General features: G+C 41.1%; 10 protein-coding genes. 4 read left to right on the top strand and 6 right to left on the bottom strand.

Features of this window, described 5'->3' with window-relative positions; translation table 11 throughout:
• Positions 1-125 precede the first annotated feature (125 nt).
• Positions 126-2,555 (top strand): glycerol-3-phosphate 1-O-acyltransferase PlsB, encoded by a 2,430-nt coding sequence (gene plsB, locus PNEUHYL_RS09485; RefSeq protein WP_059367601.1) that lies wholly within the window; start codon positions 126-128, stop codon positions 2,553-2,555.
• Between the two features lie 147 nt (positions 2,556-2,702).
• Here the strand turns inward: plsB and sodC are convergent, their stop codons facing one another.
• The 6 genes from sodC to leuA form a co-directional block, all read right to left on the bottom strand.
• Positions 2,703-3,251 (bottom strand): superoxide dismutase family protein, encoded by a 549-nt coding sequence (gene sodC / locus PNEUHYL_RS09480; protein ID WP_059367599.1) that lies wholly within the window; start codon positions 3,249-3,251, stop codon positions 2,703-2,705.
• 68 nt (positions 3,252-3,319) lie between these two features.
• A complete protein-coding gene (locus PNEUHYL_RS09475) occupies positions 3,320-4,978 on the bottom strand; it encodes an LTA synthase family protein (protein WP_059367597.1) in 1,659 nt (552 codons plus the stop codon).
• 176 nt (positions 4,979-5,154) lie between these two features.
• Positions 5,155-5,757: a 3-isopropylmalate dehydratase small subunit gene (gene leuD, locus PNEUHYL_RS09470; protein ID WP_059367596.1), complete on the bottom strand. Its 603-nt coding sequence runs from the start codon at positions 5,755-5,757 to the stop codon at positions 5,155-5,157.
• Positions 5,758-5,770: 13 nt separating this feature from the next.
• Positions 5,771-7,180 (bottom strand): 3-isopropylmalate dehydratase large subunit, encoded by a 1,410-nt coding sequence (gene leuC / locus PNEUHYL_RS09465; RefSeq protein WP_059367593.1) that lies wholly within the window; start codon positions 7,178-7,180, stop codon positions 5,771-5,773.
• 72 nt (positions 7,181-7,252) lie between these two features.
• Complete coding sequence (gene leuB, locus PNEUHYL_RS09460) at positions 7,253-8,329, bottom strand: 3-isopropylmalate dehydrogenase (RefSeq protein ID WP_059367591.1); 1,077 nt, start codon at positions 8,327-8,329, stop codon at positions 7,253-7,255.
• Positions 8,330-8,869: 540 nt separating this feature from the next.
• Entirely contained in the window at positions 8,870-10,417 is a 1,548-nt protein-coding gene (leuA, locus tag PNEUHYL_RS09455; RefSeq protein WP_059367590.1) for a 2-isopropylmalate synthase, read from the bottom strand.
• A gap of 529 nt (positions 10,418-10,946) precedes the next feature.
• Here leuA and dprA point away from each other — a divergent pair.
• The 3 genes from dprA to PNEUHYL_RS09440 are packed head-to-tail and all read left to right on the top strand — an operon-like array spanning position 10,947 to position 13,460.
• Positions 10,947-12,068: a DNA-processing protein DprA gene (gene dprA / locus PNEUHYL_RS09450; RefSeq protein WP_059367589.1), complete on the top strand. Its 1,122-nt coding sequence runs from the start codon at positions 10,947-10,949 to the stop codon at positions 12,066-12,068.
• A gap of 41 nt (positions 12,069-12,109) precedes the next feature.
• Complete coding sequence (yaaA, locus tag PNEUHYL_RS09445) at positions 12,110-12,886, top strand: peroxide stress protein YaaA (protein WP_059367587.1); 777 nt, start codon at positions 12,110-12,112, stop codon at positions 12,884-12,886.
• A complete protein-coding gene (locus PNEUHYL_RS09440) occupies positions 12,879-13,460 on the top strand; it encodes a hypothetical protein (RefSeq protein WP_059367584.1) in 582 nt (193 codons plus the stop codon). The genes yaaA and PNEUHYL_RS09440 overlap by 8 nt, the downstream gene beginning before the upstream one ends.
• Positions 13,461-13,568: the final 108 nt, after the last annotated feature.

Here is a 13,568-nt window from a genome sequence, read left to right as displayed (position 1 = left end):
TATATACAGAGGGCAAGCTATTGCAACTGTTATTTCTATTCCATAGAAAAATTTTAAGGCGTGATTAAACAGGCTTATGTGGTATCATTGCGACGATAATTGAATAACTAAAAGAGAACCTAATTATGTCGAGTATCGTGAGTGCTTATCGTAAATTATTAGAATTTCCACTGTCATTCTTGGTAAAAAATAATCCTATTCCTGCTAATCCTACCGAAGAACTTCAACTTAATCTTTCGCAACCTATTGTCTATGTTCTGCCTTACACTTCACAAACCGATTTTGTTATTTTTCGCCGTAATTGTCTGAGTGTCGGTTTACCTGATCCGGCAGAAAAAAATGAAATACAAGGGATGACGTTGCCCCGCTATGTGTATCTGGACGAAGGTCGTCGCTTTTTTAAATCCAAAGGAGCGAAAGATGAAACCATTCAAATTTTTAATAAATACTTGGAATTACACCGCACTTTTGAAGATTTAGATGTGCAAATTGTGCCGGTTTCGGTACTTTGGGGGCGTTCTCCGGGGCATGAGGATAAAACGGGCTTACCTAATTTGCGTTTACTAAATGGCATACAAAAAACGTTTGCGGCAATTTGGTTTGGGCGCGATACTTTTGTGCGTTTTTCTCAAGCGGTTTCATTGCGTGATATGGCAAATATGCATGGATCTGATGAAAAAATGGCGCAAAAACTCGCACGGGTTGCCAAAATGCACTTCGCACGCCAGCGGATTTCCGCAACAGGTCCGCGCTTGCCAAACCGTGAGGCAATGTTTAATAAATTATTGCAATCAGCGACGATTCAAGCAGCGATTGATGATGAAGCAAAAAGTAAAAATATCAGCCGTGAAAAAGCCGAGAAAGAAGCGTATAAAATTTTAGATGAAATTGCGGCGGATGTTAGCCATTCTAGCTTGCGTGCGGCGGATCGTTTTTTACGTTGGTTATGGAATAAATTATATTCCGGTATTGATGTACAAAACGCGGATCGCGTTCGTAAACTTGCTCTTGAAGGCCATGAAATTGTTTATGTGCCTTGTCATCGTAGCCATATCGACTACTTATTGCTTTCCTATGTACTTTATCATCAAGGATTGGTTCCGCCTCATATTGCGGCAGGGATTAATCTGAATTTCTGGCCGGTTGGGCGTCTGTTCCGAAGCTGGGGGGCATTTTTTATTCGCCGTACTTTCAAAGGAAATCGTCTCTATTCGGCAATTTTCCGTGAGTATTTAGCGGAATTATTCCATCGTGGCTATTCTGTGGAATATTTTATTGAAGGTGGACGCTCGCGTACCGGTCGTTTGCTTGCACCGAAAACCGGTATGATGTCGATGACATTACAAGCTCTGCAACATCATCAAACCAGACCTATTTCCGTTGTGCCGGTGTATGTCGGTTATGAACACGTGTTAGAAGTCGATACTTACGCCAAAGAATTACGTGGAGCGGAAAAAGAGAAAGAAAACGCTGGTTTAGTGTTACGTGTGATTAAAAAATTGCGGAATTTAGGACAAGGTTTTGTTAATTTTGGCGAACCCATTACATTATCAAATTATTTGAATCAGCATTTTCCCGATTGGAAAGAAAATCACCATGAGGAAAAACCGCAATGGTTTAACCATGCAGTGGATAAAATTTCCAATCAAGTGATGGTGAATATTAATAAAGCGGCGGCAGTGAATGCGATGAATTTGGTTGGAATGGCGTTACTTTCTTCTCGTCAACGCGCGCTTTCCCGTGAACAATTGGTTGAACAACTTGATAGTTATCAACAAATGTTACAACAAGCGCCTTATTCGGAAGATATGGTGATCCCAAAAGATTCTTCCGAAACAATGTTAGAGCATGTGCTGAGCCTTGATCGTGTCGGTGTGTTGGTAGAAAAAGATAATTTTGGTGAAATCGTTCGCCTTGAACGAACCTCAGCAGTATTAATGACTTACTATCGCAACAATATTCAGCACGCTTTTGTACTCCCGTCTTTAGTGGCCAGCATTATTTTGCATTATGAAACCATTCAAAAAGATTTATTATTGGACGCTATGAGTAAAATTTACCCGTTCTTAAAAGGGGAATTGTTTTTACATTTCAACCAAGACGAATTAAGAGTGCAAATTGGTAAAATCATTGCTGAATTTACTCGTCAGGAAGTCATTTATTCTAGTGAAAACTTACTTTCAATGAATCGACCGAAAGTGCGTATTCTACAACTTTGGGCAGCCGGAGTCCGTGAAATTTTACAACGCTATTATATTACGGTGACAATTTTGCAAAAAGATCCGCAAATTTCTCGTGCTACATTGGAAAAAGAAAGCCAATTGGTTGCGCAACGTCTTTCTGTATTGCATGGTATTAATGCACCGGAATTTTTTGATAAAGCAGTATTTTCTACCTTTATCGCCAGTCTGAAAAACGAAGACTATTTCGATGAACAAGGTAACGGCAATTTTACCGCTTTAGATGAGCTTGCTTCTGTTCTTGAACATCTCATTTCAACAGAGATTAGTTTGACTATTAAAGGCACTGTTGAAAAGGCTGAAGAGATTAAATAGTGCAAAAGTGCGGTTAGAATTTCCTGTATTATCAAGTGAAACTGATTGATACGGATAAATTGTATCCTTTATTTCAACTCATTAAAGGGTGTACTCTATAAAAAAGCGGGCTAAATTAGTTAGCCCGCTTTTATTTTTATTAACAGATTATTTAATTACACCGCACGCCATACGGGAGCCGCCACCGCCAAGTGGTGCTGGGCTATCAGAGTGATTATCACCGTTGGTATGAATCATGACGGAATGACCGCGAACTTCATCTAAATGTTTAATACGAGGAGCCAGAATAGGCTCGATTGCACTACCGTCAGGTAATACGGTTAATGCGGGTAAATCACCTAAATGAGCGTCATCTTGCCAAGGGTAGCCGTGTTGCTTGGTTTCTTTAGGATCCCAGTGACCGCCGGCTGCCAAACCCGCAGTGAGTTTGCCGTCTTTTTCTTTCGGTTCGCAGCTTGGGTTTTGATGTAGATGGAAACCGTGTAAACCTGCCGGTAAACCTTGTAAATTCGGTGTGAATACTAAACCGTAAGCAGATTCGGTGATCGTAACTGTTCCTACAGGTTTATTACCGTTGATCGGATCAAGTTGGTGTACTTTGACTTCAATTGATTTATCGGTTGCTTGTTGTGCATTTGCTAAGGCTGATGTGCACACGGCAGTTAATGTTAATGCTAAGAGGGTTTTGAGATTCATATAGACTCCTTTGTTGTTGAAGATTCTCCGTTATTATAATGAAATATTGGGCAATTATCCGATAAGATTTATTGCGCAATTTTTAATGTTTGATAGAGATAGTGGCGATAGTCATTGACGAACTGGTTATTCGGACTATCTTCCAGTTTTCCTTCACTTAATCGACGCATCGCTTTATTGGCTTTCATAAAATCATCTTGTGCTGCTAATCCGGCAACATCCAACAATAGACCTCCTGCAAAGGCAAGATCGAGGAAATCTTGTTCTTGTTTGAATGGTGTTGTTACGTTACTTCTAACGACAAATTGAGTGATGTAATCAGGGAAAGGAAAATCGCCTTTTTTTGCCGGAATAGCGTTATCGAATGCCACTTGATGATCACCGAAATAGCCAAAAACAAAGGGCTTGTTGCGTTGATGTAAATATTCATCCATTTTTTCAATGGCTTCATTAAGCGCAACGATGCGTTGCGTGTAGTCGTTTAATGACGAAATGCTTTTTGCCCCAATATTTGGCATTTCAAGGTTGTAGATATTTTCCATCTCAAGATCATAGGGACCGTGTTCACGCATAGTGAGCACATAAACAAACATCGGCTGAGTAACCTTTTCAAGTGCCGGATGTTTTTTCTCCAAAATCATACACGTGTAATCCATCATTTCTTCGCTACTGATTGTCCACAAATTTTTGCTAAATGGCGCGGGATAGCCGAGATCTTGTGGCTGTAACATTAAATCGAAACCGAAATGATCATAGGCTGATTTTGCATTGTAGTTTCCCTTGGTAAAGGGTGAAAGCGCCACACAGAAATAACCTTGCTCACGTAAATTTTTTACTAAACCGGATTGCATATGCGGTACAACGGAATAAAACACACCGCTGGCAAGGGCGCCGAAATCCGTTGAAGGTACACCGGCAAGGAAAGCAAATTCAGATTTCCAGGTTGCTCCGGCAAAGGTGTGGACGCGAAGTGGCGACATAAACACCGTGTCTGATTGGCGTTCAAACATAGGTAATGGCGGAATGTTTTGTTTGGTGAAAGCAAACCGGTGCGGATTAAGCGTGGATTCTAATAATGCAACCACAATGTCCGGTTTGGTTTCAGTATTGCTGTGAGATTGATTAGCTGAAAGTGCGGTCATTTTGGCGGCAAAATTTTCACCATTTCCGCTAACTTGCGGTACTTTAAAGAAAATACCACGGCAAGACATCGGCAGATTCAAGAACACATCACGACCATCATCCGGTAACGAATCAAGCCAAACTTGAAGCGCATTTGGATTTTTTGAGTAATGCCACATTAAGCCGAAGCTAACTGTAAATAAAATTGCACCGAAAATATGCCCGATTGCGCCAAGGGATGCCACATCAGACCAAGCGAAAATTGCAAAACAGAGTAAAGCAAGTAAGCTAATAACACCACCAAGCGCTCCTTTATAGTGCATTAAGGTTTCCCAGTTTCGCCAATCCACAACAAGAAAGAAATCAGAAATAAGCAAAGGTTGTTTGTAATAATGAATTTTTAGGCGATGGAATAACATCAGTATCACAAAAAGCACTGAAGTAAAATTTAGTGCGCGTTGCCATTGTCCGGAAAGCGCAAGCATACCGCCGAAGAAAAACACAAAGAGCGAAATAGCGAAAAAGTACGCCCAGCGGTAATGGGAGTTGATGATAAAAATCACTGCGGCGATTGTGAATAAGGCTAAAAAAATGTAAGCAATCATGTCATTCCTAATTCTTAAAAAATATCGTTGGAGATGATAGAGACAAGGGTTGGGCGTGTCAAACACTACGATGGAATATTTGTTGGGGAAAAGTGCGGTTGATTTTCGAGAGGTTTTTGATAAAAAAATGGCGAGCCTGAATAGCAAGCCCGCCGATTTTACTTTCCGAGTAAAAATTAACGCAAAAATGCCGGAATATTTTTTTCGTATTCTGCGATTTTATCTTCGTGTTGAAGGGTTAAGCCGATATTATCTAAGCCGTTTAATAAGCAATGACGGCGGAATTCGTCCAATTCAAAGTGATAAACTGTGTCGCCTGTGGTAACCGTCATGGCTTCCAAATCTACATGAATTGGTTTGCCTTCATTTGCCCATACCCATTGGAAAATTTCTTCTACTTCTTGTTCGCTCAAACGAATCGGTAGCATGTGATTGTTCAAGCTATTGTTGTAGAAAATATCTGCAAAACTCGGGGCAATCATCACTTTAAAACCGTAATCGGCAAGTGCCCATGGTGCGTGTTCACGGGACGAACCGCAACCAAGATTTTTACGGGCGAGCAAAATTGTTGCCCCTTGATATTGTGGAAAATTCAGCACGAATTCCGGATTAGGTTGTGTACCTTCCACATCTAAATAACGCCATTCGTGGAATAAATGTTTGCCAAAGCCTACACGGGTAATGGCCTGTAAAAATTGTTTGGGAATGATGGCATCGGTGTCCACATTGGCGGCATCCAAGGGGACTACTAAGCCTGAAAGTTGTTTAAATCCTGCCATTTTTGTTTTCCTCTTAATTTAATACCACATCACGAATATCGACAAATTTACCGAACATTCCTGCTGCTGCTGCCATTGCCGGGCTGACTAAGTGTGTGCGTCCGTTGCGACCTTGGCGGCCTTCAAAGTTACGATTGCTGGTAGAGGCGCAGCGTTCCCATTCGCCTAAACGGTCATCGTTCATACCTAAACACATGGAGCAACCCGGGTTACGCCATTCCGCACCGGCTGCGATAAAGATTTTATCTAAGCCTTCTTTTTCCGCTTGTTCTTTTACCAAGCCGGAGCCCGGCACGACTAAAATACGTTTCACGTTATCTGCTTTTTTACGCCCTTTCATCACGGCTGCTGCGGCACGTAAATCTTCAATACGGGCATTAGTGCAAGAACCGATAAAGACTTGATCGACGGAAATATCCTTTAAATTAGTATTGGCTGCCAAACCAATATATTGTAAGGCTTTTTCTGCTGAAGCACGGGTAACGGGATCGTCCATTTCCGTTGGATTTGGCACGAGCTGATTGATGCCGATCACCTGACCGGGATTGGTTCCCCAAGTAACCTGTGGTGCAATATCTTTTGCTTCCAATGTAACCACGGTATCAAATTGTGCATTTTCATCGGATTTTAAGGTTTTCCAGTATTCAACGGCATCATCCCAATCTTTGCCCTTAGGTGCGTGAGGACGCCCTTTCAAGTATTCAAAAGTGGTTTCATCCGGGGCGATTAAGCCTGCTTTTGCCCCCATTTCAATCGCCATATTGCAAACGGTCATTCTGCCTTCCATCGAAAGATCACGAATCGCCTCACCACAAAATTCTACAACGTGTCCTGTCCCGCCCGCCATGGTGGTTTTGCCGATGATGGCAAGGATAATATCTTTGGCGGTAATGCCCGGTGCAACTTTGCCACGGACTTCAATTTTCATGCTTTTGGCACGGGCTTGCTTTAAGGTTTGTGTGGCTAAAACGTGTTCGACTTCTGATGTGCCGATACCGAATGCCAATGCGCCGAATGCGCCGTGGGTTGCGGTGTGTGAGTCACCGCAAACGATAGTCATACCCGGTAGGGTTAAACCTTGTTCGGGCCCCATCACGTGTACAATGCCTTGTTCTTTGGTATTCATATCGAATAGCTGAATACCGGTGGCTTTGGTATTTTTTTCAAGCTCTAATACCTGAATTTTTGCTTGCCCTTCTAATTTATTCACATCACGTACTTGGGTTGAAATACTATGATCCATGGTTCCGAATGTTTTGCTTACCTGACGAACTTGGCGGCCGGCAACACGTAAGCCGTCAAAGGCTTGCGGGCTGGTGACCTCGTGGATCAAATGACGGTTAATATACAAAATCGGCGTTTCGCCTTCCGCTTCGTACACGACGTGTGCATCGAATAATTTTTCATAAAGTGTTTTTGCCATAAGATTTTCTCTATTTAATTAGGATGAAAGTGCGGTTGAAAAACAAGTTAAATTTTGACCGCACTTTATGGATTAAATCGCTTCTGCAATCAAGGTGCCCATTTTCGCCGTGGAAATCGGTGTGGAATCATCGGCTAAATCCGCGGTGCGATAACCTGCCGACAGTACTTTTTGTACTGCATTTTCAATGGCGTCCGCCGCGTCGTTTAAGTTGAAACTATAACGTAACATCATTGCCGCCGACAAAATTTGTGCAATCGGGTTGGCAATGCCTTTGCCGGCGATATCCGGTGCAGAACCACCGGCAGGTTCGTATAACCCAAATCCCTCTTCATTTAAACTGGCGGAAGGTAACATTCCCATTGACCCCGTGATCATCGCCGCTTCGTCAGAAATAATATCGCCGAAAATGTTGGAGCAGAGCAGGACGTCAAACGATTCTGGCGCTTTAATTAGCTGCATAGTGGCATTGTCGATATACATATTCTCAACGGCGACTTCAGGATACTCCTTTGCAATTTCCGCCACGGTTTCGCGCCATAAGATAGAAGATTGCAACACATTGGCTTTATCTACGGAGGTGATATGTTTACGGCGTTTCATTGCCGCCTCAAAAGCGGCACGGGCAATGCGTTCGATTTCATATTTGTAATACACTTCCGTATCGAATGCTTTGGTTTGTGTGCCTTCTCCTTCACGACCTTTCGGCTGCCCGAAATAAATTCCCCCTGTTAGTTCTCGCACCACGACCATATCAAAGCCTTTCGCGGCAATATCTGCACGTAATGGACAGAATTTTTCTAACCCTTTGTAAAGGGTTGCCGGACGTAAGTTGCAGAATAATTTGAAATGTTTGCGCAATGGCAATAATGCACCTCGTTCCGGCTGTTGGTCTGGCGGTAAATTTGTCCATTTAGGGCCGCCTACAGAACCGAATAAAATCGCATCTGCGTTTTCACAACCTTTTAACGTTTCGCTAGGTAACGGCGTGCCACAGTGATCAATGGCGGCGCCTCCTACATAAAATTCATTAAAGTTGAATTTAATGGCGAATTTTTCTTGGATTTTATTGAGGACTTTAATCGCCTCTGCCATCACTTCAGGGCCGATTCCGTCACCGGGGAGGACTGCGATGTTGTATGATTTCATTTTGGGTTTTCCTATTTTGTTTAAATTTTTATTTAGTAAATTAGTATCGGGTTTCGCCGATGGCGACCTACTTTCTTTTACTCGTGTAAAAGAAAGTAGGCAAAGAAAACACGCCCCAGTTAAATCGCTAATCTTTGCTTTATTGTCATTTTCTTAATGCTAAATTTGTAAACTCGCTACGCTCAAACAGTACAAATTTAGCTAAAAATGCCAAGTCGCAAAGGCGATTTATATGGGGCCCCGAATTAATCGGCACATTATTTGAAAAGTGTGGTTGGTTTTAACAATATTTTTAAGATATAAGAATATCTAGAATTTTAACCGCACTTTATCGGGTTCCCTTCTTTTCCGCCTTTGTGGAATTGAGTTTGTAGGAAATTTTCGTCTGTTTGAGCGTAGCGAGTTCAGAAAATTTCCGTTAAGCAAATTCAATGGAATAAAGGAAACAAGGAAAAGTAGGGTGCCTTTTTCTTTGCCTTCTTTCTTTTGGGCAAGCAAAAGAAAGAAGGTCGCCCTTTCGGGCGAAATCCAAAACTAAAGTTAATGATGTTTATGACTCTTAATATCCGCAACTTTCTGAGATCGATAAATCGCATTAATCGCATGAACCAAGGCCAACGCAGAGGACTCCACAATATCCGTTGCCAAACCGACACCGTGGAATTTTCTGCCTTCATGCTCCACTACAATATCCACTTGCCCTAAGGCTTCCGCCCCCTCTCCCTTAGCGGTTAAATTATAGTGGGACATTTTGATCTCTAAGCCGGTTAAGTTTAAGATGGCGTTATATACTGCATCCACAGGACCGTTACCACCAATAGAGGAGGTGCTTAATTTTTCGCCGTCTAATTGTAATTGAACGAATGCTGTTGCCGGATATTCCTTGGTAGAATGGGCGGAAAGTTTATCCAACACTAAGCGATCTTCGTCACCTTGCTGCATATCGATAAAGGCTAAGGCTTCCAAGTCATAGTCGAATACTTGCCCCTTTTTATCCGCCAATTTTAAGAAGGCGTCATATAATTTATCCAAATCATAATCTTGCTCGGTGTAGCCCATATCGCTCATGTGACCTTTCACTGCGGCACGACCGGAGCGGGCAGTGAGGTTTAATTTTTCTTTTTTCAAACCAATACTTTCCGGTGACATAATTTCGTAAGTATTTTTGTTTTTCAACATACCGTCTTGGTGAATGCCGGAGGAATGGGCAAAGGCATTCGAACCTACGATGGCTTTATTTGGCTGAATTGGCATATTGCATAATTGGCTGACCATTTGGCTAACACGGTGGATTTCTTGCGTATTAATGCGGGTATCCACGCCAAACAATGCTTGGCGGGTTTTAATCGCCATAACGACTTCTTCAAGCGCGGTATTACCAGCACGTTCACCGATACCATTGACGGTACACTCAATTTGGCGCGCACCATTTTGTACGGCAGTTAAGGAATTGGCGGTTGCCATACCTAAGTCATTGTGGCAATGCACGGAAATAACGGCTTTATCGATATTCGGTACGCGATTACGCACTTGGGCAATAATATTGCCGTATTCTGTTGGCAAGCAGTAACCTACGGTATCGGGGATATTGACAGTTGTCGCACCTGCGTTAATGGCGGCTTCCACAATACGACAAATATTATCAATGCCGGTGCGCCCGGCATCTTCGCAGGAAAATTCGACGTCGTCCGTGTAATTGCGGGCACGTTTTACCGCCGCGACCGCCATTTCCACGACATCATCAAAAGTGCGTTTTAATTTGGTTTCCACGTGTAATGCGGAACTGGCAATGAAGGTGTGAATACGAAAGGCCTCCGCGACTTTTAATGCTTCGTAGGCGGCATCAATATCTTTATCAACCGCACGGGATAAGGCAGCCACGCGGGAACGTTTAATATGACGGGCAATAGTTTGTACCGATTCAAAATCTCCCTGAGAGGATACCGGAAAACCGACTTCCATCACATCCACCCCTAAGCGCTCCAAAGCCAAGGCAATTTGCAATTTTTCTTTTACAGTCAAGCTCGCTTTTAATGCTTGTTCTCCGTCACGCAAGGTGGTATCAAAAATAATTACGCGATCTGTCATAATAATATCCTTCTAAAATCACTCCGAAAGTGCGGTTATTTTTGCAAAATTTTTTAAACAAAAACCCGCAATTCTATGAAGTGCGGGTTTATCAAAAAAGGGGATTTATATTTAATTGTTTTTCATCCACAACTTAGCCGCACAAAGAATGTGTGAGCAGCAGGTTGAGGGATAAAGAAACAGAAGAAAACATAAAAATCCTATCAAAATTTGTTGTAAAACGCTTGTTATGTTACGAATAAATAAAAAACTGTCAAATAATTTTTTAGCGTTTTATCTCTCTTGTTGTGTTATTGATAATACATTGATAGTTAAATTATCTTTTTATTATTTTATTTTTAGAATAATATTCTGTTGTTTTTGGGGGCGGGCTGTTTTTTCTCTGTCTTTTATTTATTTCTAAGAGTGTAAAAAAATCATCAGTTTTTTTATTTTTACGATCTTTCTCGCAAAAATACGCTGAAACACTCGCAACTTTTTAAGTTGTTTGAATAATTAGGGATTTATTGCAGGAAGGATGAGGAAAATAATGGAACATATTAATGAAACTTTACTTCGTTTGATGCAAATACCCAAATTCGGTGGTGTGGCGATTAATAAAATTCTGTCAGCCATGACATTAGATGACTTGTTAAAGGCAGATGAAAACGTTTTTCGCCAAATGGGATGGGGGGCGATTCAGATTCGTCGTTGGTTTAAACCTGAAAAAAAATTTATGGAATCGGCTCTCCTTTGGGCGGAAAAAGAAGGAAATCATTTGGTGAACTATTTTTCACCCTTTTATCCTTTTTTGTTAAAGCAAATTGGAAGTTTTCCCCCTATCTTGTTTGTTAAGGGAAATGTGACGGCAATTTCACAGCGTCAAATGGCAGTGGTAGGTAGTCGTTATTGTTCGTCTTACGGTGAATATTGGGCAAAGTATTTTGCCACAGAACTTTCTTTTGCCGGTTTTACCATTACAAGCGGATTGGCATTAGGTATTGACGGATATTGTCATCAAGCGGTGGTGGACGTAAAAGGGCAGACTATTGCTGTTTTAGGTAGTGGATTAGAGGAAGTTTATCCTGCAAAAAATCGGCGGCTTGCCGAACAAATTTTGGAAAATAATGGGGCTTTGGTTTCTGAATTTGTGCCAAATCAGCCCCCAATTGCAACAAATTTTCCCCGTCGTAATCGTATTATTAGCGGTCTTTCTGTGGGAACGTTGGTGGTCGAAGCAACAGAAAAAAGCGGTTCTCTGATTACCGCACGTTATGCACTAGAACAAAATCGGGAAATTTTCGCCGTACCGGGCAATATTCAAAGTGAGTTTAGTCAAGGTTGTAATCGTTTGATTAAACAAGGGGCAATGTTGGTAGAAAATGTGAAAGATATTTTAGAAACGTTGTATCAACATTCTATTCATAGTCAAACAGAGATTGATTTTAGCCGGATTGAAAGTCAAAATCATACTCTGGCAACGACTTCTCGTCAGTTAGCCGAAACACCAAGTCATCCCAAACTTTATGCCAGAATTGGTTATACCCCTGTGAGCATTGATGATCTCGCGCAAGAGTTTGGCTTGAATGTAGAGGTATTGTTGGTGCAACTTTTAGATTTGGAGTTACAGGATTTGATTCTTAATGAAAATGGACTTTATAAACGTGTGTAGAAATATGTTAAGATAGCGACCGATTTTATTGAGGATAAACTATGTTAGCTATTATTTCCCCTGCAAAAACCTTAGATTTTGAAAGTGCGGTCAGAAAATTCCCTTTTTTTCAACCGCACTTAACCGATTATAGCGAGCAATTAATTGAAATTTGCCGACAGCTTTCGCCGCAAGATATTGCTTCATTAATGTCCATTAGTGATAAACTTGCCGGTCTAAATGCCGCCCGTTTTACCGAGTGGACGAAAGAACACAATGAACAAAATGCCCGCGCGGCTATTTTTGCTTTTAAAGGTGATGTTTATACTGGATTAGAGGTAGAAACCTTATCTGATGAAGATATTGGTTTTGCTCAGTCTCATCTGCGTATGTTGTCGGGGCTATATGGTTTACTTCGACCTCTTGATTTAATGCAACCTTATCGCTTGGAAATGGGGACAAAATTAGCGAACGCCAAAGGTAAGGATCTTTACGCCTTTTGGGGGGATGTGATTACCCAAGCCGTGCAACAAGCGCTTGATGATCAGGGTGATAATGTGTTGGTAAATCTTGCTTCCGATGAATATTATAAGTCTGTAAAAGAAAGTCGGCTTGAAGCACACATTGTAAAACCGATTTTTTTGGATAATAAAAATGGCCGCTATAAAGTTGTTAGTTTTTATGCGAAGAAAGCTCGTGGATTAATGTGTCGTTATATGATTCAAAACCGTTTAACCCGGGTTGAGCAATTAAAAGACTTTGATTTTGGGGGATATTGGTTTGATGCAACGGCTTCTACTGAAAATGAATTGGTATTTAAGCGAGACCATGATGAATAAAATTCTTGTTATTTTGACCGCACTTTTACTTTCAGCTTGCGTAGGCACTCCTTCTCAATTGGATGCACCGAATCAAGTTAAATATCACGGTAAAATTTACCAAATGGCGAGTGGACAAGATTTAGACTCGGTAGTACGTTACATTTATTTGAGTAAGCCCGATACCTTAGAAAAATGGCAATCCCAGATAGAATTGTTGTTGGATCGTAATAAACAACATCGTGATATTAAAGAACGTATTACATTACGCGAACGAATTTATCGTAATACAGATGTTGTATCATTCAAATTGCTTCCGATTAGAAATGAAAAAACAAAGAAAGATGAAGGCTTGAAGGGCTATGTTGTTTATGCACCTACGGATAAAGAACCTTCTTGGCAAGTGAATATCATGATGGGAAAAGATATTCCTCAATGCGGTTTTGTTCAATTTCAGTATTCACAAAAAGTAAAAAATAGCCGACGCTTAAATAATAAAAAAGCGTTACAGCATTTAAAGAAATATTTGATTGATAAAGAAATGAAAACTTTAGGAAAACTGGATTGGCAATGGTATTGCCAAAATCTAAAGTAACCTAGAATCAAAGTATATTTAGAACAAGGGATAAGATTTCCAAATTTTTATAGAGCAGTATATGTGAATGGTGTAATCTTAACGACATTTCCGATTTGATTAAATTTA

This window comes from Rodentibacter caecimuris, assembly GCF_001019715.1.
Taxonomy (GTDB): domain Bacteria; phylum Pseudomonadota; class Gammaproteobacteria; order Enterobacterales; family Pasteurellaceae; genus Rodentibacter; species Rodentibacter caecimuris.
The sequence above is the reverse complement of the archived record's forward strand: the minus strand, read 5'-3'. Positions and strand labels throughout refer to the sequence as shown.

Bases quoted from the DNA above. Each gene is read 5' to 3' on its own strand.
- leuC (WP_059367593.1), bottom strand. From the start codon at position 7,180: ATGGCAAAAACACTTTATGAAAAATTATTCGATGCACACGTCGTGTAC.
- sodC (WP_059367599.1), bottom strand. From the start codon at position 3,251: ATGAATCTCAAAACCCTCTTAGCATTAACATTAACTGCCGTGTGCACA.
- PNEUHYL_RS09475 (WP_059367597.1), bottom strand. From the start codon at position 4,978: ATGATTGCTTACATTTTTTTAGCCTTATTCACAATCGCCGCAGTGATT.
- yaaA (WP_059367587.1), top strand. From the start codon at position 12,110: ATGTTAGCTATTATTTCCCCTGCAAAAACCTTAGATTTTGAAAGTGCG.
- PNEUHYL_RS09440 (WP_059367584.1), top strand. From the start codon at position 12,879: ATGAATAAAATTCTTGTTATTTTGACCGCACTTTTACTTTCAGCTTGC.
- dprA (WP_059367589.1), top strand. From the start codon at position 10,947: ATGGAACATATTAATGAAACTTTACTTCGTTTGATGCAAATACCCAAA.
- leuB (WP_059367591.1), bottom strand. From the start codon at position 8,329: ATGAAATCATACAACATCGCAGTCCTCCCCGGTGACGGAATCGGCCCT.
- plsB (WP_059367601.1), top strand. From the start codon at position 126: ATGTCGAGTATCGTGAGTGCTTATCGTAAATTATTAGAATTTCCACTG.
- leuD (WP_059367596.1), bottom strand. From the start codon at position 5,757: ATGGCAGGATTTAAACAACTTTCAGGCTTAGTAGTCCCCTTGGATGCC.
- leuA (WP_059367590.1), bottom strand. From the start codon at position 10,417: ATGACAGATCGCGTAATTATTTTTGATACCACCTTGCGTGACGGAGAA.